The organism is Pseudomonas sp. PA-5-4B (assembly GCF_021606215.1).
GTDB lineage: Bacteria > Pseudomonadota > Gammaproteobacteria > Pseudomonadales > Pseudomonadaceae > Aquipseudomonas > Aquipseudomonas edaphica.
In genome coordinates, this window is record NZ_WKDB01000005.1 from 86,750 (window position 1) to 106,442 (window position 19,693).

Below are 19,693 nucleotides of genomic sequence, written 5' to 3' on the forward strand. Positions count from 1 at the left end.
TCGCCGGGTTCCTACCTCCGAGGCTTGTATGCTGATTCCCTACGACGCACTTGAAGTCGACACCCTGACCCGCCTCATCGAAGACTTCGTCACCCGCGACGGTACCGACAATGGCGACGACACGCCCCTGGAAACCCGCGTACTGCGCGTGCGCCAAGCGCTGACCAAGGGCCAGGCCCTGATCGTGTTCGACCCGGAGAGCGAGCAATGCCAGTTGATGCTCAAGCACGACGTGCCCAAGCATCTGTTTGACTGAGCAGGGTTCAGCGGTTGGGTTCGGCATGGGTTTCTGTGGCCTGGCGTTCGAGGATCTTGCGATACACCTCGGCCCGATGGACATTCACACCCACCGGGGCGTCGATGCCGAATTTCACTTGGGTACCGTTGAGTTCGAGGATGTGCAGGGCGATGTCATCGCCGATGGAGATGACTTCGCCCACAGCGCGGCTTAAGACCAGCATGGCGGTTGTCCTTTTGGAGTGACAGGACCTTGACCATGCGCGATTGGATTTGGCGCAGCAATGGCTTGCAGTAAAATCAGGAAAGGCCTACGTAGCCCGGTAATTTTGCTGACAGACAAGCCCCAGTTTCTGATCGTTCCCACGCTCCGCGTGGTAACGCATCCGGTGACGCTCCGCGTCACGCCTTCAAAAGCGGGACGCGGAGCGTCCGGGGCGGCATTCCCACGCGGAGCGTGGGAACGATCATCATCAGCCCTTGGTTGCCTGGGCCTTGGCGCGCATCTTGTCGGCCATCAGCGTCATCTCGTCATACAGCAACTGCGGGTTCTTTTGCTTCAACGCCCACGCCATGCGCCCCTGCTCGTGGGGCAAAATCATGAACTCCCCTTCTGCCACCCGCTGATAAATGTAATCGGCAATATCCGCCGCCGAAATCGGTGAACTCTCCAGCAACTTGCCGACCTGCGCCTTCATCGCAGGCGTTGGCCCACGGAATGAATCCAGCAGGTTGGTCTGGAAAAACGACGGGCATACCACATGCACACCGACTTCCTGCTGCTTGAGTTCCACCAGCAAACTCTCCGACAACGCCACCACACCAGCCTTGGCCACGTTGTAGTTGCTCATCGCCGGCCCCTGCATCAGCGCAGCCATGGACGCGATGTTGATAATCCGCCCTTTGCTCTTTTCCAGCAGCGGCAGGAACGCCTTGCAGCCCTTGACCACGCCCATCAAGTTGATCGCAATCTGCCAGTCCCAATCTTCCAGGGACAATTCGGCAAAAAAACCACCCGAGGCCACGCCAGCGTTATTGACGATCACATCAATGCCGCCCAGCTTCACCTCGCAAGCCTGGGCAAAGGCGGTGAGCTGGCTGTAGTCACGCACGTCGCAGCGCTGGATAAAGCCATCGCCACCGGCCTCGCGCACCAGCTTCAGGGTTTCCTGCAAGCCTGGCTCGCTGACGTCCGACAAGGCCAACTGCCAACCCTCGCGTGCCCAGCGCAGCGCGATTTCTCGACCCAGGCCGGATCCGGCGCCAGTGATCATCATGCGATTTTGCATAGGTAAGTAGCCTTGTAGTTCACGGAAGAAGTGATCGGCAGTGTAGCGAAGGTTTTTCCTGCACCCACGCACCATCCAATTGATGAATGCCTCAGGCAAACCGCCAGCCAGGTAGCAGCCCGGCTTATAGCGTAAGTTCAATCTTTTTCAACTAAGTGCCCATTATTGCGAACGCATTAAAAGAAATAAACCAGTGTGCGAAATGCTTTAAGAAACTATGGAATTTTCTCCACAACGGCACAGTCGGAGTTGTTAAGGCGTCCGTAAATAAACCCACGGGCCTGTCGTTAAACAACCGGTCTTTTCAGAAGGCCTACAAGGAAAAAAACATGAGCCTGATTCTGATCATAATTCTGATCCTGCTGCTGGTCGGCGGCCTGCCGGTGTTCCCGCACTCTCGTAACTGGGGCTATGGCCCGTCGGGTATTCTGGGTGTGGTACTGGTGGTACTGTTGGTGCTGTTGCTGCTCGGCCGGATATAAAATCCGGACAAAAAAAAGAGGCCTTCTAGAAGGCCTCTTTTTTTATGCCCGGATTATTAGTCCGGCTTGCCGTCGATCACACCGGCGGTGTTATCCAACAGGCTCTTGGTGGCCGTCTGCAGGAACGACTCAAGTTTCTGTTTCAGCGCGGCTTCGTCCGGCGATTCAGGAATCACCTTACCGGTCGGGTTAGCGCCCAGTTCGTATTCCCACAGTTTCGGCGGCATCTCTTTAGGCAGTACCAGGATGCGGTCAGCAGTGACCAGGGCGACGGTCTGGTCGCTGCCCGACGGTTTGATCACGCCAAAGCCCTTGTCGCCTTCCGGCAGGTTCAACAAGTCGCGGCCCCAGCACTGGTGCAAGGTGTCGCCACCCAGGCGGCCCATGATGGTCGGCACGATGTCGATCTGGGTACCCACGGTGTGGTCACGCTCGCCGAACTTCTCCTGCATGCCCGGTGCAATCATCAGCATCGGTACGTTGAAGCGGCCCAGGTCCATCTCGGTGATCTGCTGTTCATTACCAAAACCGTGGTCACCCACGATCACGAACAGGGTTTCCTTGAAGTACGGCTCTTTACGCGCCTTTTCAAAGAATTGGCCCAAGGCCCAGTCGGAGTAACGCATGGCCGTCAAATGCTCGTTGAGGCTGCCACGGTCGGTGACTTTCTCGACCGGCAAGGGCGTCGGCAACGCATACGGCGTGTGGTTGGACAGGGTTTGCAGCAGGGCGTAGAACGGCTTGCCGCCTTCGCGGGCCTTCAGCTCTTCCAGGCCACGGTTGAACATGTCCTGGTCGGACACGCCCCACGTCGGGTCGGAGAACACCGGGTTAACGAAGTCGTTGCGCCCGATGAAGTTGGTCATGCCCTGGTTGCTGAAGAAGCCCGACTGGTTGTCCCAGGCGAAATCGCCGTTGTAGACATACACGTCGTCAAACTTGCGCGCGCTGAGCAACTGCGGCAGGCCCGACAGTTTGTGGCTGCCTTCCGGGGTCTGCATCAGGTATTCGAAACCCGGCAGGTTCGGGAAACACGCCATGGTGGCGAACATGCCCTGGTGGGTGTGGGTGCCGTTGGAGAAGAAACGGTCGAACAACAGGCCTTCCTTGGACAGTTTGTCGAAGTACGGCGTGATGTTGCCTGGGCGGCCCAGTGCGCCGACCGAGTGACCGGCGAAGCTTTCCATCAGGATCACCACGACGTTCTTGATCGGCAGGGTTTTCTCGGCCGGTGGCGTGTAGTCACGGCGCACGGCGGCGGTGTCGGTATCCACCAGTTTCTCTTGCGGCAACACCAGCATGTCACGCACGGTCTGGGTAGCCTGCGGCTGGTCCAGCGTGGCTTTCCAGATATTCGAGCGCTCTTCGGAGAAGCGCGACTTGGCTGCGGCGATCAACGACAGGGTGCCGTTCAAGCCCAACTGGTTGGCGAAGTTCGAGTCGGTGGTGTAGACATCACCCCAGCGCAGCGGCGGGCCTTGGCGCAGGGTGCCACGAATGGCGACCACGGCGATCAGCAGGCACACCACGAACACCGCAATGCGGCTGTACCACGGAGCAACCTGGCGAGTGCCGACGGTGCCGCCGCTGAACGGACCACGTGGGCGTGTCGCACGGTCGGCGCCCTTGAAGGCGATGCTCAGGATCAGCGTGCCTACGGCCCAGGCCAGCAGGTAGCGCACCACCGGGAAACCGTACCAGAGCATGCTCATCACGGTTTTCGGGTCTTCCTTCACGTATTGGAAGACCAGGCCGTTGAGGCGCTGGTGAAACTCGCGGTAGAAGTCCATCTCCATCAAGCCCAGGAACAGGGCAATGCTGGACGCGATGGTCAGCCAAAAACGGAAGAACCCGCGCGCCGCCATGGCCCGTACGCTGAACAGCGCCAGCAGCAGCGGGACCAGCGCGTACATCACAAAGCGGATGTCGAAGCGCGTGCCGTTGACGAAGGCTTCGAGGAAGGTCGAGGCCGGCGTGTCGAGGATCATCTCGCGGTTGTAGACCAGCAGCGCCAGGCGCAGCAGGGAGAACATCACCATCATGACCAGCGCGCAAAGCAGCGTGTATGCCAGATGGGATTTGACGGTCGGTTGCAGCAAGCGATTAGAAGCTCGCTGCTGACTCAGGGCGTCCGGGTTTGCCATGTCGTTCTAGGACCCATTGGAAGTTTAAGTTTCGAAATTATGCAGTGGCGTCCGTCCCTCGCCCAGGCTGGCTGGGGTAGGCGGTTAACGCGGTGGCGCAAATGGTGCCCGATCAATGGCATCAACGCTATTAATTACTGAACGTGCGCCGTGGCCCGGCCTTTAATGGCACTTGAGTTAGAGCCTTGGGAGAGCCGTAAAACCGCCGAATTGTCTTGAAAAAGATGTGAAAATTGTGTGCAGCGAATAGTTTCGACACACAAAATCCTGAGTACGCTGGAAACCACTGTGGGAGCGGGTTTGCCCGCGATTGCAGTGTGTCAGTCAAAACATCTGATACTGATACACCGCTATCGCGGGCAAGCCCGCTCCCACATTGACTGTGCCCACTCTAGATGGAGTGGGCGAACGATCAGATCCGCACGTTACCGCGCGGCCCGGCAATCGCCCAGATAATCAGGCCCAGTACCGGCAGCAACAGGATCAGCAGGATCCACAGCACTTTGGCGCCGGTGCTGGCGCCACTTTTGAACACGTTGATGATCGCCCAGATATCCAGCGCCAGGATGATCAGGCCGATAAGACCGTTGAAAGTGGAACCCATGGTGTCGCTCCTAAGTGAGGGCATGCACTTGTAGGATAGTCAGCGTTTGCCTGGGTTCCGTTTTATTTCAGACGTGCACAGCGACTTTCAAGGCTTCCAGTGACGGCTCGGCCTTGATCCCCACTTCGGCGCACAGTTGCAACACGCGCGGCAGGTCATTGCCGTACACCAGCACCGCCTGGATCTCGTCATCGAGCAATTGGCTGAAGTTAAGCAACACATAGCCGCCATCTTCGGGGCTCAACGCGCTCATCTGGATCTGGATGCGGTTCAGCGCGGTGAGGTCTTCGGTCTTGGCCAACTGCTTGGGCTTGAGGTTGAACGCCACGCCCGGGCCGAACGAGGCGACGATCTGCGCGAACAGATCGCCATAGGTGTCGGCCTGGAACAGCACCGTGTCCGGCAGGCTGCCAACCACTACCCACTCACCCAGAGGGATAGGGAACGTGTCGTCGTAGTTGATATCCGGGTTCGCCGCCAGAAACGCCACCGGGTCCGCGTAGGCTTGGGCGGCTTCTGTGGCGATGCGCGCCACCTCGTCCTCGCCCATGACGCCGGCGCTGATTTTGCTGATAAGTTCGACGAGGGCGGTTTGCATGGGAAGGTCCTGTGGCGGGCTGGTTTTTGAGGGCGCGTAGCCTACACCAGTTTCTGCAACCGTGCCGCCGTATCCGCCGCGCCCATGGTTTGCGCGGCAGCCAGCGCGGTCGCGCCCTGGGCATCGACGGCCTTGGGGTTGGCGCCCTGGCCGAGCAGGTAGTCGACCATTTCAACGCGGTTGAACATAGCGGCCAGCATCAGCGCTGTGCGCCCGTCCGGGGAGGTTGCATCCACCGGCGCGCCGCCGTCGATCAACGCCTTCACCACCGGCAGGTTGCCTTTGAACGCTGCACCGGCGATCGGCAGCTGATTTTTGTCGTTGGCAATCAGTGGGTCGGCTTTGAACTCGAGCAACACTTTTACCGCTTCGACATGGCCGTGGTAGGCAGCGAGCATCAATAAGGTGTCGCCGTTGTGATTACGAAAATTGGCCGGCAAGCCTTTGGCCAGCAGCGCAGCCAGCATCGCTGCATCGCCTTTGCGGGCCACATCAAAAACCTGCTCGGCGAATTCGGCGGCTTCATCGTCGGTCATTTGTTTGGGCTGGTCTGACATGCGGGGGCTCCTTGTCTGCGAATGTGTATAAGGCGCTCAGTGTCGCGAGGGAGTTCCCCGCTGTCATGGCTTTTTTGTCAAAAGCATTCATAGCCAGAATCAATAACGGAACTGCCCGCCCTGGATCTGCGCCAGTAATAGCCCGGTGACCGGTACATAACTGTCGGAGCCGGGCAGCCACGCGTACACCGGGTCGTTACCGGCCTTGTCCGGGTCGAAGGCTTCCTCCTTGAGCTTGACCTTCTGGTATTTGAAGGTGCCAGTGGTTTCCATCTTGACCTTGATGCGCAAAAACAACGGCACCGCATAGTGCGGCAACTGGCCGTGGGCAAACTGCAACAGCTCACGCATGTCCAGGGCCGCCAAGGACTCGCTTGGCGTGATGGCGACCATGCCTGCGCGGCCATTGGTGTTCTCGATCTCGACGCCATAGGCCACCACTTCGGCGATCTGCGGGTGCTGCAGCAACACGTTTTCCACTTCGGTGGTGGAGACGTTTTCGCCCTTCCAACGGTACGTATCGCCCAGTCGGTCGACAAATTGCGCATGGCCAAAGCCAATACTGCGTAGCAAGTCGCCAGTATTGAAGTAGCGGTCACCCTTCTCGAACACGTCCGTGAGCACCACCTTGCGGTTCTTTTCCGGGTCGGTGTAGCCGTCGAACGGCGACTTTTCATCGATCCTGGCCAGCAGCAAGCCCTGCCCGCCAGTTTGCACCTTACGCAGGAAACCATCGCTGCCACGCAGCGGCTCACCGGTTTCGTGGGAGTACTCCACCAGCGCCCAATGCTGCAGGCAAAAGCCGATGGTGTTATCGAAATTCAGCACATTGGTAAAACCGATGTTGCCGTCGCTGGCGGCATACAGCTCGCAGATGTGCTCGACGCCATAACGCTGCTTGAACTGCGCCCAGACACCGGGACGCAAGCCATTGCCGACCATCTTGGTGACTTTATTGTCGCGATCCTGCGCACTGGGCGGCTGGTCCAGCAGGTAGCGGCACAGTTCACCGACATACCCCAGGGTGGTTGCGTTGAATTTGCGCGCATCGTCCCAGAACTGGCTGGCGCTGAATTTACGCCGGATGGCGAAACCCGATGCGCCGATAATCGCCGAACCCCAGCACACGCACAGGCCCGTGGCGTGGTACAGCGGCAAAGTGCAATACAGAACGTCGTGCGGCCCCATGTCGAGGGCGATGCTGCCGAAACTCACCGCCGTCTTGGTCCAGCGCCCGTGCTTCATGATGCCGGCCTTGGGCAAACCGGTAGTGCCGGAGGTGTAGATATAGAAGCAGGGGTCGTTGAAGAAGATTTGTCCGCTGCTGGCAGGGTTGTCCACCGGGCTGTCAGCGCTGGCGGCCATCAGGTCGGTGTAGCCCTGCGGCACCGCGTTTGAGGACTGATCCGCCACAAACCAGCTGCGTTCGGCCGCAATCGACACTTGCTCGCGCACCGCCGCATAGGCGTCTACCAATTCTGCACCTGCCACGATCGCCGCCGGGTTCACCAGGTTCAGGCTGTGCACCAGCGCCGCCTGGGTTTGCGCGGTGTTGAGCATGGCGCAGATACCGCCCAGCTTGGCCACGGCCAGTACGCTGAGGAGCAGTTCCGGGCGATTTTCAATAAACAGCGCGACCACATCACCCTTGCCGATGCCCTGCGCTTGAAGGTAATGAGCCATGCGATTGGCGCGCTGGTTGGCTTCGCGGTAGCTGAGCACGCTGTCGCCGTACAACAACGCCGCGCCGTCGGGGTTGCGCAACGCAGCCTGTTCAAAGTGCCAACCGAGGCCGCAAGGCTGCGCGGGGTCGGTGACATTCGCGGCGCGCATGCCACGCACTACGCGTGGCAAAGCTCGAACAATCGCAGGCACCTTACGTAAGAGCTTGCCCCACGTGATCATGTCGTCTTGCTGATGGCTCATGGCGGAACGTCCTTTTTCTTATTCTTCGTATGATCCAGACATAGCGGCAGCCCTGTAGGCAGATGCCGAATGCCATGCGGGAAAATACGCCTGCCATTCTTTGACTGTACATGCGGGATTTGAAAAGTTTTGTATCCCGAGTCGGCTTCCACCGAAAAGGAATTTTGCCCAACCGAGGCGGTCTTTATCTTCGAGGCTGACCTGAAACAGCTGGCGCGAATAACGCAAAATGCAGGATGCACGATGGCCATTCATGCAAATTGCACGAAACCGAAAATCTGTAAAATTTTTAACTAATTGATTTATAACGACTTTTTCAGATATCCAATACTGGCACAATCACTGCACCTATCTCTCCATGCTTGCCAACTTGAGCCAACGGAGCTGATAGACATGAGCCTGATCCAAGATAAATTCGCTTCTGTATTCTCCCAATACGACGTCACCACTCAGCCACGTCCAGACGGCGGTATCCTGCTGACCCTGCGCAACAGCGAAGGCAAACAGGTCAAGCGTTCGATCTCGTATCAACAGCTGCACACCGCTGACCAACTGACCTGGGTGATCAGCGCGATCCGCCGCGACCTGGCCGAACAAGCCAGTGAGCTGCCACAGATTTCGATGCTGCAAAGCCAGAACCGCTTTGCCCTGCCGACCTACCACTCGGCATAAACCACCGATAACCAAAAAGGGCCGCGACGCTTACAGGCGTCGCGGCCCTTTTTTGTGTGGCTTCAGCACAAGCCTTGTCGGCTGGCCTCATTCATCGCCTGTACGCGGTTGGTGACTTCCAGCTTGCCGTAGATATTGCGCAGATGGAATTTCACCGTGGCTTCAGAGGTTGCCCGGATCTGACTGATTTCCCAGACGGTCTTGCCTTCCGAGGCCCAGCGCAAAATTTCCAGCTCTGTCGGGGTGAGGGGCTTGCCGCCCAGGCTCAGACGTCTTCTAACGGTCATCGGCGCGTCCACCGGCGTGCGACACGACTGTTCTGGGCCACTCATTGTGCTCTCTCCTTATGTAGTGGATGCCCTATCACCTTTCGGATTCCTGCTATTGACAGGTGATATAAACATCGAGTCTGCAGAGAGTTACATAACGAATGGATTGAAAGCACAGGGCGCAGCAGAAACAGCTACGCCTTACAGATAATCAGGCTTATTCCCACAACAACTTCCAACTTGCCTGGGTTGAACATTTAAATATCTGTGCTTAGTCGTCCAAGCCCGGGAAGCCATCGGCAATAGCATCGCCGGTGAGTTGAGGCTCACAGCCTTTAGCTGTGTTGAACAAACGCAAGGTGACAAAGTGCGGGTTCTCGCCCATGTCGAACCAATGCGGCACGCCGGCCGGAATCACCAGCAGGTCATTTTTCTCACAACGTACGGCATACACATAGTCGCCCACGTGCACGTTGAACAGACCCTGGCCTGCGACGAAGAAACGCACTTCGTCTTCGCTGTAGCGGCGTTCACTGAGGAATTGCGCACGCAGTTCAATGTTCTGTGCCAGATCGCCCGCCGCCCTAAGCACCTGCACGGCGGCGTAGCCAAGGGCGTCGATCTGCGGCTGGTACGCGGCGATCATGTCTGCGTCGCTGGCGCCCTTCTCAATCGGCGCCGGCTGCCAGCGCGCAAAACGCACACCGTGGTCGGCCAGCGTCGAGACGATATCGTCGAAATGGGTCAGGACCTTGTTCGGGGTATCCGGTGTGGTGGCAGCGTAAACAGCGACATAACTCATTGCTCGGTTCCTGTAGTCGGTTCTTGCAATCGAAGGCCAATGATAATGGCGGCGGCCAGGGCGGCGACGCTGGCGATGCTGAAGGTCAGGGTCGGGCCCAACAGGTTCCAGCTGTAGCCGGCGTAGAGGGCGCCCAACGCGCCCCCGGTGCCGGCCAGCGCGGCATACAGCGCCTGGCCCTGGCCTTGTTGTCTGGCGCCGAAACTGCGTTGTACAAAGGCGATGGCGGCCGCATGAAAGCTGGCGAACGTGGCGGCGTGCAGCACTTGCGCCAGCAGCAATACCCAGAAGATTTCAGCGAATGACCCCAGCAGCAACCAGCGGATAGCCGCCAACACGAAACTGGCCAACAGCACCCGCCGCACCGAAAAACGCGTCAGGATCCGGCTCATGGCCAGGAACATCAGCACCTCCGCGACCACACCCAGCGCCCACAGCATGCCGATCACGCCACGGCTATAACCCAAATGTTCAAGGTGCAGGGTCAGGAAGGTGTAATACGGGCCATGGCTCATTTGCATCAAGGCCACGCAGGCATAAAACGCCAGTACGCCGGGGCTGCGCAATTGCTTGAGGAAACCGTCACCGGCCAGGCGATTGCCCTGGACGGCGGGCTGCGCGTTCGGCACCCACAGGCTGGCGCCAATAATGCCGGCCATGATCACCACGACCACCACCGGGTAAATGTCCAGGCTCAGCCCGTCGAACAGGCGGCCCATGATCACCACGGTGAGGATAAAACCGATGGAGCCCCACAGGCGGATCTGGCTGTAGCGCGCGGTTTGCTTTTGCAGGTGCGCAAGCGTGATCACTTCAAACTGCGGCAACACCGCGTGCCAGAAGAACGCATGCAGTGCCATCACCAGGGCCAGCCAGGCGTAGGTTTTGCTGAAGAAGATCAGCGAGAAACTCGCCAGGGTACACACCGCGCCAAAACGCACGATGGCCAGGCGCCGGCCGGTGTAGTCGCCGAGCCAGCCCCACAGGTTGGGCGCCACGCAGCGCATCAGCATGGGGATGGCCACCAGCTCGCCGATACGCGCGCTGGAGAACCCCAGGTGGTCGAAGTACAGCGCCAGGAACGGCGCCGTCGCCCCGAGCAGGGCGAAGTAGAAGAGGTAGAAGCTGGAGAGGCGCCAGTATGGGAGGCTTTGCGTCATATTGTGGGGGGCTGCTGCGCAGCCCAGCGGGAGCAAGCTCCCTCGCCACAGCAAGCTCGCTCGCCACACACCGTCACAGCTGGCCCAACACCGGCGTACTCACCTGCACATCGGCGTTTTGCCCACGGTTGCGCAGCAGGTGGTCCATCAACACGATGGCCATCATCGCCTCGGCAATCGGCGTGGCGCGGATGCCCACGCACGGGTCGTGGCGGCCCTTGGTGATCACGTCCACCGGGTTGCCATGCACATCGATCGAACGGCCCGGCGTGGTGATGCTCGACGTGGCCTTGAGCGCCAGGTGCGCAACAATCGGCTGGCCGGAGGAAATACCGCCGAGGATGCCGCCCGCGTTATTGCTGAGGAAACCTTGCGGCGTCATTTCATCGCGATGCTCGGTGCCGCGCTGGGCGACACAGGCAAAACCGGCGCCGATCTCCACGCCCTTGACCGCATTGATGCTCATCAGCGCGTGGGCCAGCTCGGCGTCGAGGCGGTCGAAGATCGGCTCGCCCAGGCCCGGTTTGACGCCTTCGGCGACCACGGTAATCCTGGCACCCACCGAATCCTGATCGCGGCGCAACTGGTCCATATAGGCTTCCAGTTCCGGCACCTTGTCCGGGTCGGGGCTGAAGAAGGCGTTGTCGTCGACGCTGTCCCAGGTCTTGAACGGGATCTCAATCGGGCCCAATTGGCTCATGTAGCCACGGATCACGATGCCCTGGGTGGCCAGGTATTTCTTGGCGATGGCACCGGCGGCCACGCGCATGGCGGTTTCACGCGCCGAGCTGCGGCCACCACCACGGTAGTCGCGCTCACCGTATTTGTGGTGGTAGGTGTAGTCGGCGTGGGCCGGGCGGAACAGGTCCTTGATCGCCGAGTAGTCCTTGGACTTCTGGTCGGTGTTGCGGATCAACAGGCCAATGGCGCAGCCGGTGGTGCGACCTTCGAACACGCCGGAAAGAATCTCGACTTCGTCGGGCTCCTGGCGCTGGGTAGTATGGCGGCTGGTGCCGGGCTTGCGGCGGTCGAGGTCACGCTGCAGGTCTTCCAGAGACAACTCGAGGCCTGGCGGGCAGCCGTCGACAATGGCGACCAACGCCGGGCCATGGCTTTCGCCCGCGGTGGTGACAGTGAACAGCTTGCCGAAGGTATTGCCGGACATGCAGGGCGCTCCGTGAAATCAGTTGAATCAACTCAACCGTAATAACTTAAGGCAGCCAGTATACGCAGGCTAACCGAGTAGTTCATCCTCGAAACCTTACCGGTAGACGTTGGTCCAACCGGCACCTTCCTGATGATGGCGTGATGATGCTGCGAGTTTTGCTTTTGACCCTTACCCTGTTTTCCAGCCTTGGCTTCGCCGCCTCCCCCGTCGTGCTGCAACGGCCGATCAGCCTGGACACCGGCAGCGGCGAGCTGTTTGGTTCGCTGCTGCTGCCAAAATCCGACAAGCCGGTGCCCGTGGTGCTGATCATCGCCGGCTCCGGCCCCACCGACCGCAACGGCAACAGCGCCGATGGTGCGCGCAACGACAGCCTCAAGCGCCTGGCCTGGGTGCTGGCGCGCAATAACATCGCCAGCGTGCGCTACGACAAACGCGGCGTGGCCGCGAGCCTGGCCGCCACCCCCGACGAACGCAACCTCACCCTGGACGCCTATGTGGCCGATGCGGTGGCCTGGGGCAAGCTGCTCAAGGCCGACAGCCGCATGGGCCAGTTGATCGTGCTGGGCCATAGCGAAGGTGCGCTGGTCGCCACCCTCGCCGCGCCGCAACTCGACCCGGCCGGGGTTATTTCGCTGTCCGGCAGCGCCCGGCCGGTGGACCAGGTGATCCGCCAGCAACTGGCCGATCATCTGCCCCCTGCCCTGTTGCTGCGCAGCAATGAAATTCTCGACCACCTTAAGGCCGGCCAAGTGGATGCCGATGTACCGCGCCCGCTGGAAGGCATTTTCCGCCCCAGTGTGCAGCCGTACCTGATCAGCCTGTTTCGTGCCGACCCGTCGGCCGCCTTCGCCAAACTGAACATGCCGGCTCTGATCATCCAGGGCACCAACGATATCCAGGTCGGCGTGGCGGATGCCCAGCAGTTGCAAGCGGCCAAGCCCGACGCGAAACTGAGCGTGATTCAAGGCATGAACCACGTGATGCGCATCGTGCCCAAGGATGTAAAGGAACAGCTTGAGTCGTACAACGACCCCAAACTGCCCCTCGCCGCCGAGCTGGGCCAACGCATCGTGCGCTTTATCGACGGACTTCAACCCCGTTAAGCGATTATTTGCCTCCAGTCCTGAATAAAACGGCCGATAAGCCCAGAGTCGACAGTAAAAAGACTGTCGGCTCGCCGGGCTTGGACAGGATCGCGCCGCATGACTACCACCGAAGCAACACCCGAATCTACCGCCGACACCCCGGCCGAAAAACCCGAGGCTGTCGAGGCCGCGGCCCTGCCGTGGGCGGACGTTCAGGCCGAACACTTCAAGATGCTGCGCCTGGCGCCCCTGGCCACTGATCGTGCCACCGGCGCACGGCCGCTGCGGTTCGTACAGTTTGGCTATACCGAACGCCATGACAAGAAACACAGCCTGTTACGCATGGTGATCCAGTTGCCCGGCCAACGTGTGCGCCGCGAGCAGAACCACCTGGATATCTGGGTCGATCACGAGACGCACCGTGTGCACTTCGGCCCGGGTAACAGCCTGGAAATTGAACCGGCCAACCGTGGCCTGGGACGCTTTCTGGTGGCACAGGCCGCCGCGTGGGCGAAAAAGAAGTGGTCACATTACCGCGTAGACGGCGTGGACCTCGCCAACAAGGATGCACTCAACGAAGCCACGCGCCTGCGTCGCGATCATTTCCTGCGCATCCAGGGTTTTGATGTGGCCTACGCCGATGTGCAGCACCTCAAAGGAACCGTGCAACCCGGCAAAGTCAGCGAAGTGCTGGACAGCTGGAACACCGAGAAGGTGCAGTACGTGGAGATCCTCGAAGCTGCGCAAATGCTGCAGCAGGCCGAGCAGAACCTGGCCGAGCATGAAGTGAAGCTGCGCAAGGAAGAAGAAAAGGTCACCAAGTTCAAGCGCGAGGACAGTGGGCTGCGCTTTACCATTACGTGCCTGGTGGCGTTTACGGTGTTTCAGGCGGGGCTGTTGATCTGGATTGCCACACACCGCTGAAAGGTTGGAATGCATTCCAAATGTGGGAGCTGGCTTGTCGGCTCCCACACTGATCGCGTTCCTATTGCGGAATGAAGTTAAACCCGCGCCGCAAACACCGCCTGATGCGCCCGGCACTGCTCAGCCGTCAGCATGAACACACCGTGCCCGCCGCGCTGGAAGTCCAGCCAGGCAAAGTCGACTTCCGGGTACAGCGCTTCGACGTGCACTTGGCTGTTGCCGACTTCAACAATCAGCAAGCCCTTCTCGGTCAGGTGGTCGGCGGCCTCGGCCAGCATGCGTCGCACCAGGTTCAGACCATCGTCGCCGCAGGCCAGGCCCAGTTCCGGCTCGTGCTGGTACTCATCCGGCATGTCGGCGAAGTCTTCGGCATCCACGTACGGCGGGTTGGACACGATCAAGTCAAAACGCTGGCCCGGCAGGCCATCGAAGCCGTCGCCCTGCACGGTGTAGACGCGTTCATCGACACCATGACGCTCAATGTTCTGGTTAGCCACTTCCAAGGCTTCGAAGGACAAGTCGCCCAGCACCACTTCGGCGTCCTGGAACTCGTAGGCACAGGCGATGCCGATGCAACCGGAGCCGGTGCACAGGTCGAGGATGCGCGCCGGCGGCTGGGCCAGCCATGGCTCAAAGCGGTTTTCGATCAACTCGCCAATCGGTGAACGCGGGATCAACACGCGCTCATCGACAATAAACGACATGCCGCAGAACCAGGCTTCCTTCAACAGGTAGGCGGTAGGGACACGCTCGTGGATACGCTTGTGCAGCAAGCGCTGCACATGGGCGACTTCCTCTTCTTCGAGGTTGCAGTCCAGGTAGCTGTCGGCAATTTCCCAAGGCAGGTGCAAGGCGCCGAGCACCAATTGCCGGGCTTCGTCCCAGGCATTGTCGGTGCCATGCCCGAAAAACAGGTCTTCCCCATGGAAACGGCTGACAGCCCAACGGATGTGGTCGCGCAACGTGCGCAGGCGGGAGGTAATCACGGGGGCAAGCTCCTGGAAAAAACGACTGGCGATTCTAACAGCCTTCGCCTGTACCGACGATGTACGAAAACCCTTCACCATCTGTCGGAAATCATTCAAATTGCCATCATTGCGCTGATCAAGCCCACCTCTTGACATGGCTGCACGTCAACAACGGCGTACCTTACGATGGTAGCGATTCACAGAACCGCTCAGCCAGTGGACAATGTGACAAAAGCCCCCCTCACAGGAGCCCCAGAATGTCCGTTCCAAAGACGATGTTTCAACTCAGCGGTCGCGGTTACGCAGCAGCCAACCTGAACCATGCGACCCTCGTGATCATCGACGCCCAGAAGGAATACCTCAGCGGCCCACTCGCCCTGTCCGGCATGGACGCGGCGGTCGACAACATCAAGCAGCTTGTGACAGCCGCGCGTAATGCCGGGCGCCCGATCGTGCATGTACGTCACCTTGGCACCGTCGGTGGCCTGTTCGACCCGCAGGGCGAGCGCGGCGAGTTCATTCCTGGCCTGGAACCCCAAGGCGATGAAACCATCATCGGCAAACTGCTGCCCAGCGCGTTCCATGGCACCGGCCTGGAGAAACACCTGCAAGACCTCGGCTCCCTGGACTTGATCGTCTGCGGTTTCATGAGCCACTCCAGTGTCAGCACCAGCGTGCGCGCCGCCAAGAACCTGGGCTTTCGCTGCACCCTGGTGGAAGACGCCTGCGCCACCCGTGACCTGCCTTACAAAGGTGGCATCCTGAGCGCCGAGCACGTACAGCAAACTGAAATGGCCATCATGGCCGACAACTTCGCCACCCTCGCGTTGACCAAAGATCTGATCTGATCGCCCTTGAGATGAGCGGCGTATTTATTGCCCCGCTCATCCGCAAAGCCCTCTCATTTGGCGCATTTACCGCTGCTGTCGGAACAACCTGTGTATCTTCCGGTCGAAGGGCCGATACCCTGGAGGAAAGGTCGGAATGAAGATATCCGATGGTTTTGACGCTCGTCGCTTGCGCCCCAAAGGCCCGAGCAATTGGCGTCTGCGCCTGGTAGCCGGCTTTGCCGCGTTGCTGGCCATTGTAGGTTTGCTGTTGGCCGGCGCTGGTGGCGCCGGCCTGTTTGGTCATTCGCCGGCCCTTGGCGAGTTGAATGCCAGCCCCGGCGGTTCGGCTATCCTGTTGGTAATCGGACTGCTGGTGCTGTGGTTGGGTGTGTGGTTATGGCGTCGTAGCCGTCGGAAAATGCGTCAGCCGCTGTCACTGAACATCGCTTCGCACTTGATGAAAAAGCACGACTGATGGCGCTTGGATAGCGTTTCCTGCGCCCTGGCCGCCGCGATTTAGGTAAACTGCCCGCCCTTCGCGGAGGCTGACATGCAAGACGACGATTTTTCCCTGTTCAAAAACGAGCTGCGCGGCGTCAAGCCGATCAAGCATGATCGTGCCGACACCGGTAAACCCAAGGCCGACCGGGCACAGATCGCCAAGTTGCGCCAGGCCGCGACCGTGCGCACCGACGCCACCACGGTGGATGGCCTGTCGGACCAGTTCGTGATCGATGTAGGCCCCGAAGACGAGCTGATGTGGGCTCGCGACGGCGTGCAGGAAAGCCAGATGCGCAAGCTCAAGATCGGCCAGATCCCGTTCGAAGGCAGCCTCGACCTGCACGGCATGAACGTGGAAAAAGCCCGCGAAACCCTTTGGGCCTTCCTGGCCGAAGCGACCAAATTCGAAATCCGCTGCGTGCGCGTCACCCACGGCAAGGCCGTGCGCCTGGACGGCAAGCGTCCCATGATCAAGAGCCACGTCAATACCTGGCTGCGCCAGCATGCCCAGGTACTCGGTTTTACCTCCTGCCAGGCCCGCCACGGCGGCGCCGGTGCGGTGTATGTGATGCTCAAGCGCACCATGATGGAAGGGCGCGACGAGTAACAAGTGCCATCGTCAGGCTTGCAGCGATGTGCCCGCCACCGTAACCTTGCGCTTTGCGAAAATCCCACAGGTAGTTTCATGTCCCTGGAACAGAATTACACCGCGATCCTCGGCCAGCTCGGCGAGGACGTTTCCCGCGAGGGCCTGCTCGACACGCCAAAGCGTGCCGCCAAGGCGATGCAGTACCTTTGCCGCGGCTATGAACAGACGCTGGAAGAAGTCACCAACGGTGCCTTGTTCAGCTCCGACAACAGCGAAATGGTGCTGGTCAAGGACATCGAGTTGTACTCGCTGTGCGAACACCACCTGCTGCCGTTTATCGGCAAGGCGCATGTGGCGTATATCCCGAGCGGCAAAGTGCTGGGCCTGTCGAAGGTTGCGCGGATTGTCGACATGTATGCGCGCCGCCTGCAGATCCAGGAAAACCTCAGCCGCCAGATCGCCGATGCAGTGATGCAAGTGACTGGCGCCCTGGGCGTGGCGGTGGTGATCGAAGCCAAGCACATGTGCATGATGATGCGCGGTGTGGAGAAACAGAATTCGTCGATGATCACTTCGGTGATGCTGGGTGAGTTCCGCGAAAACGCGGCCACCCGCAGCGAATTCCTCAGCCTGATCAAGTAACAGGCTGCGTAAGGAAAAGCCGGCGTTCATCGCCGGTTTTTTTTCGCCCGCGAAATTCAGGTAAGCTGCGGCCCCTTCTTCATGGGCAAGAGGTTTTCAGCCATGTTCGTCAAAGCACTTCGAGTGGGTCTCGGCCAAATCATCATCGCGGGCGACTTCCTGACCCGCCCGCGCAAAAAGCAGCGTTCTGCCGAGCAACAGGCACAGGTCAACGCGGCGGCCAAGGAACTGACGCTGTATCAGTTTCACGCCTGCCCGTTTTGCGTGAAGACTCGCCGCACCCTGCACCGCCTGAATGTGCCGGTGGCGCTCAAGGACGCGAAAAACAACGAACAGGATCGCCAGACCCTGCTGGAGCAAGGCGGCAAGATCAAAGTGCCGTGCCTGCGTATCGAAGAGAATGGCCAGACCACCTGGATGTATGATTCCAAGGTAATCATTGATTACCTCGACAAGCGGTTTGCCGCGGTCTGACAGCCGCTGAAGAACCCAAGTGGGAGCTGGCTTGTGTGGGAGCTGGCTTGCCTGCGATACAGGCACCTCGGTGATTCAGGTAGACTGAGTTGATGCTATCGCAGGCAAGCCAGCTCCCACATTTGTTTGGCTGTGTAATTAAGTCAGTATTACCAGATCCAATAAGGCCGAGCCCAGGCACTTGCCATGGGCGTCCAGCGCCAGCGAGCGGGTCACGCCGCCGCGCAGGATCCCCGGCAGCACGAAGTTCAGCGCCTGCACGTTGGGCAATTCATAACGCCGCACCGGCGCTGCGCCCGGCTCACGCAAGCCGGCAAAAAACGTGGCGACGCGCTCGGGCGTGAGCTGTTCGCACAGCAACGGATAATCCTCGGCGCGGTAGGCGATGATCGAGATGTTCGAAGTGTCGCCCTTATCGCCGGTACGGGAATGGGCCAGTGTGTGCAGTTTCATGCTTCGATCCTCGGGTTGACCACGCTGCGGGGCAGCAATAACGACGCTACTGCCACCACCTGGCGCACACTTTTACTCGCGCCGCCGCCGCCCGACGGACCATTGGTGTAGAGGGTCTCCACTTCATTGCCAACCCGCACCGCTTCGCTGCGATTTTCACAACGGGCGGCCACGCGCAGACGCACTTCCCAGGGCTCGACGCTGCTGCGTGGGCCGTGCAATGAATCCATGCCAATCAGCTCGGCGCGTAGCTCTTGCATCTTTACGCCCATCAGTTCCAGGCGCTTGAGTACGATATCCCGCGCCAACTCAGCCCGTGCGACCGCGCCTGGGCCGCCGTAGGACATCTGCCCTTCACCGATCCATCCGTCCAGGTAACCCACGCTGACCTTTAACTGTTCAGGCCGAGCGCGACCACTGGCGTTTTGGACACGGACGCGATCCACGCCCTCCTCCACAAAGCTCACTTGAGAAAAGTCTGCCGTCACGTCCGGCGTGAGATAAGCCGCCGGGTCGTGTACTTCGTAGATCATCTGCTCGGTGCACGTCGCACGGCTGACCTGCCCGCCTGAGCCCGCCACCTTGGTGATCACAGCCTCGCCATCGGCATCGATTTCAGCCAACGGGAAACCCAGGCGTGCCAGCTCATCCACATCCTTGAAACCGGGATCGGCAAAATAACCGCCGCTGACCTGGCCCGCGCATTCCAGCAAATGCCCGACCAACGTGCCGCGCCCCAGCCGCTGCCAGTCGTCCGCAGCCCAGCCGAACTCAAACATCTGCGGTGCCAAAAACAGCGACGGGTCGGCCACGCGCCCGGTGATCACCACATCGGCATCGGCGCGCAAGGCTTCAAGGATGCCGTCGACGCCCAGGTAGGCGTTAGCGGATATCAGCCGCTCGCCCAAAGAGCCAACGGTCTGGCCGTTATCCAGGCGTTGCTCGGGCTGTAAAACATCCAGCACGTCATCGCCTACCACCGCCACGACCTTGAGGTCCTGGCCCAACTCGTTGGCAATGCGCCGCACTTCAACGGCCGCCGCCACGGGGTTGGCCGCGCCCATATTGGTAATTACCCGCAGGCGACGGTGGCCCTTCAAGCCAACAAATGGCAACACCCGGCGCATACGCTCGCTCAGCAGTGGGTCGTAACCGCCCTGCGGGTCGCTGATACGCGCCTGTTGCGCCAGGGCAATGGTGCGTTCGGCCAGGCATTCGAACACCAGGTAATCCAGGTCGCCCTGTTCGGCCAGTTCCACGGCAGGCTCGATACGGTCGCCGGAGTAGCCGGCGCCGGAACCGATGCGCAAGGTTTTCAT

24 protein-coding genes are annotated in these 19,693 nt (G+C 60.0%); 10 read left to right on the forward strand and 14 right to left on the reverse strand.

All coding sequences use genetic code 11. The annotated features are described in order from the left end of the window. Positions 1-28: 28 nt before the first annotated feature. On the forward strand, positions 29-256 hold the full coding sequence (locus GIW28_RS04455; RefSeq protein ID WP_003192759.1) for a YheU family protein: 228 nt from the start codon (positions 29-31) through the stop codon (positions 254-256). A 7-nt stretch (positions 257-263) separates the two neighbouring features. On the opposite strand, the gene csrA is transcribed toward GIW28_RS04455, so the two are convergent. Next, the gene (gene csrA / locus GIW28_RS04460) at positions 264-461 is read right to left on the reverse strand and encodes a carbon storage regulator CsrA (protein WP_017137818.1); all 198 of its coding nucleotides are present in this window, start codon (positions 459-461) and stop codon (positions 264-266) included. Positions 462-710: 249 nt separating this feature from the next. Then, positions 711-1,526, reverse strand: a complete 816-nt coding sequence (locus GIW28_RS04465; RefSeq protein ID WP_017137819.1) for an SDR family oxidoreductase — start codon at positions 1,524-1,526, stop codon at positions 711-713. 329 nt (positions 1,527-1,855) lie between these two features. On the opposite strand from GIW28_RS04465, the gene GIW28_RS04470 reads away from it, so the two are divergent. Continuing rightward, a complete protein-coding gene (locus GIW28_RS04470) occupies positions 1,856-2,008 on the forward strand; it encodes a DUF3309 family protein (RefSeq protein WP_015885095.1) in 153 nt (50 codons plus the stop codon). Between the two features lie 56 nt (positions 2,009-2,064). Here the strand turns inward: GIW28_RS04470 and GIW28_RS04475 are convergent, their stop codons facing one another. The 5 genes from GIW28_RS04475 to GIW28_RS04495 all read right to left on the reverse strand — a co-directional run bounded on the left by GIW28_RS04475 (position 2,065) and on the right by GIW28_RS04495 (position 7,837). Beyond that, positions 2,065-4,152 (reverse strand): LTA synthase family protein, encoded by a 2,088-nt coding sequence (locus GIW28_RS04475; RefSeq protein WP_017137820.1) that lies wholly within the window; start codon positions 4,150-4,152, stop codon positions 2,065-2,067. A 412-nt stretch (positions 4,153-4,564) separates the two neighbouring features. Next, positions 4,565-4,756: a PLDc N-terminal domain-containing protein gene (locus tag GIW28_RS04480; protein WP_003172956.1), complete on the reverse strand. Its 192-nt coding sequence runs from the start codon at positions 4,754-4,756 to the stop codon at positions 4,565-4,567. A 67-nt stretch (positions 4,757-4,823) separates the two neighbouring features. Continuing rightward, complete coding sequence (locus GIW28_RS04485; RefSeq protein ID WP_017137821.1) at positions 4,824-5,354, reverse strand: hypothetical protein; 531 nt, start codon at positions 5,352-5,354, stop codon at positions 4,824-4,826. Between the two features lie 41 nt (positions 5,355-5,395). Then, a complete protein-coding gene (locus GIW28_RS04490; RefSeq protein ID WP_017137822.1) occupies positions 5,396-5,911 on the reverse strand; it encodes an ankyrin repeat domain-containing protein in 516 nt (171 codons plus the stop codon). A 99-nt stretch (positions 5,912-6,010) separates the two neighbouring features. Continuing rightward, positions 6,011-7,837 (reverse strand): long-chain-acyl-CoA synthetase, encoded by a 1,827-nt coding sequence (locus tag GIW28_RS04495; protein WP_099548924.1) that lies wholly within the window; start codon positions 7,835-7,837, stop codon positions 6,011-6,013. A gap of 393 nt (positions 7,838-8,230) precedes the next feature. Here GIW28_RS04495 and GIW28_RS04500 point away from each other — a divergent pair, with 393 nt between their 5' ends. Then, positions 8,231-8,509, forward strand: a complete 279-nt coding sequence (locus tag GIW28_RS04500; RefSeq protein ID WP_016970113.1) for a DUF3509 domain-containing protein — start codon at positions 8,231-8,233, stop codon at positions 8,507-8,509. Positions 8,510-8,571: 62 nt separating this feature from the next. On the opposite strand, the gene GIW28_RS04505 is transcribed toward GIW28_RS04500, so the two are convergent. The 4 genes from GIW28_RS04505 to aroC form a co-directional block, all read right to left on the reverse strand. After that, a complete protein-coding gene (locus GIW28_RS04505) occupies positions 8,572-8,841 on the reverse strand; it encodes a response regulator transcription factor (RefSeq protein WP_017137824.1) in 270 nt (89 codons plus the stop codon). Between the two features lie 208 nt (positions 8,842-9,049). Further along, entirely contained in the window at positions 9,050-9,580 is a 531-nt protein-coding gene (locus GIW28_RS04510; protein ID WP_099548923.1) for an acireductone dioxygenase, read from the reverse strand. Then, positions 9,577-10,740, reverse strand: a complete 1,164-nt coding sequence (locus GIW28_RS04515; RefSeq protein ID WP_017137826.1) for an MFS transporter — start codon at positions 10,738-10,740, stop codon at positions 9,577-9,579. The genes GIW28_RS04510 and GIW28_RS04515 overlap by 4 nt, the downstream gene beginning before the upstream one ends. A 73-nt stretch (positions 10,741-10,813) precedes the next feature. Then, positions 10,814-11,905, reverse strand: coding sequence for a chorismate synthase (gene aroC, locus GIW28_RS04520; RefSeq protein ID WP_099548922.1), 1,092 nt, complete (start codon positions 11,903-11,905; stop codon positions 10,814-10,816). 143 nt (positions 11,906-12,048) lie between these two features. On the opposite strand from aroC, the gene GIW28_RS04525 reads away from it, so the two are divergent. Further along, the gene (locus tag GIW28_RS04525) at positions 12,049-13,011 is read left to right on the forward strand and encodes an alpha/beta hydrolase (protein WP_236446093.1); all 963 of its coding nucleotides are present in this window, start codon (positions 12,049-12,051) and stop codon (positions 13,009-13,011) included. Between the two features lie 99 nt (positions 13,012-13,110). Further along, positions 13,111-13,917: a hypothetical protein gene (locus GIW28_RS04530; RefSeq protein WP_099548920.1), complete on the forward strand. Its 807-nt coding sequence runs from the start codon at positions 13,111-13,113 to the stop codon at positions 13,915-13,917. A 77-nt stretch (positions 13,918-13,994) separates the two neighbouring features. Here GIW28_RS04530 and prmB read toward each other — a convergent pair whose 3' ends face one another. After that, positions 13,995-14,903, reverse strand: a complete 909-nt coding sequence (gene prmB, locus GIW28_RS04535) for a 50S ribosomal protein L3 N(5)-glutamine methyltransferase (protein WP_058420625.1) — start codon at positions 14,901-14,903, stop codon at positions 13,995-13,997. A gap of 239 nt (positions 14,904-15,142) precedes the next feature. On the opposite strand from prmB, the gene GIW28_RS04540 reads away from it, so the two are divergent. From GIW28_RS04540 to GIW28_RS04560, 5 genes are all read left to right on the forward strand, one after another. Further along, the gene (locus tag GIW28_RS04540; RefSeq protein ID WP_017137831.1) at positions 15,143-15,733 is read left to right on the forward strand and encodes a cysteine hydrolase family protein; all 591 of its coding nucleotides are present in this window, start codon (positions 15,143-15,145) and stop codon (positions 15,731-15,733) included. 136 nt (positions 15,734-15,869) lie between these two features. After that, positions 15,870-16,190, forward strand: coding sequence for a hypothetical protein (locus tag GIW28_RS04545; RefSeq protein ID WP_056861118.1), 321 nt, complete (start codon positions 15,870-15,872; stop codon positions 16,188-16,190). A 75-nt stretch (positions 16,191-16,265) separates the two neighbouring features. Continuing rightward, positions 16,266-16,823 carry a Smr/MutS family protein gene (locus tag GIW28_RS04550; protein ID WP_017137833.1) on the forward strand — a complete coding sequence of 186 codons (558 nt, stop codon included), beginning with the start codon at positions 16,266-16,268 and terminating at the stop codon, positions 16,821-16,823. A gap of 78 nt (positions 16,824-16,901) precedes the next feature. Next, the gene (gene folE, locus GIW28_RS04555) at positions 16,902-17,447 is read left to right on the forward strand and encodes a GTP cyclohydrolase I FolE (protein ID WP_003442011.1); all 546 of its coding nucleotides are present in this window, start codon (positions 16,902-16,904) and stop codon (positions 17,445-17,447) included. 102 nt (positions 17,448-17,549) lie between these two features. Then, positions 17,550-17,921 (forward strand): glutathione S-transferase N-terminal domain-containing protein, encoded by a 372-nt coding sequence (locus GIW28_RS04560; protein WP_017137834.1) that lies wholly within the window; start codon positions 17,550-17,552, stop codon positions 17,919-17,921. Positions 17,922-18,059: 138 nt separating this feature from the next. Here GIW28_RS04560 and GIW28_RS04565 read toward each other — a convergent pair whose 3' ends face one another. Continuing rightward, entirely contained in the window at positions 18,060-18,374 is a 315-nt protein-coding gene (locus GIW28_RS04565) for an AtuA-related protein (protein WP_017137835.1), read from the reverse strand. Next, positions 18,371-19,693 carry an acyclic terpene utilization AtuA family protein gene (locus tag GIW28_RS04570; protein ID WP_169984790.1) on the reverse strand — a complete coding sequence of 441 codons (1,323 nt, stop codon included), beginning with the start codon at positions 19,691-19,693 and terminating at the stop codon, positions 18,371-18,373. The genes GIW28_RS04565 and GIW28_RS04570 overlap by 4 nt, the downstream gene beginning before the upstream one ends.